This window comes from Streptomyces roseoverticillatus (assembly GCF_000719265.1).
GTDB lineage: Bacteria > Actinomycetota > Actinomycetes > Streptomycetales > Streptomycetaceae > Streptomyces > Streptomyces roseoverticillatus.
On record NZ_JOFL01000092.1, the window covers coordinates 1 to 202 of the forward strand.

General features: G+C 66.8%; 1 pseudogene. It reads right to left on the reverse strand.

Going from position 1 to position 202, the window contains the following annotated elements:
* Window positions 1-202 (reverse strand): annotated as a pseudogene (locus tag IF61_RS34970) (NAD-dependent malic enzyme); the annotation flags it as partial.

Here is a 202-nt window from a genome sequence, read left to right on the forward strand (position 1 = left end):
ATTGGTGAGCGCGGCAAGGACGACGATGGCCGTGCCGTGCTGGTCGTCGTGGAAGACCGGGATGTCCAGCGCCTCCCGCAGCCGCGCCTCGATCTCGAAACAGCGCGGCGCGGAGATGTCCTCCAGGTTGATGCCCGCGAACCCCGGCGCGATGGCCTTGACGATCTCCACGATCGCATCCGAGTCCTGCGTATCCAGGCAG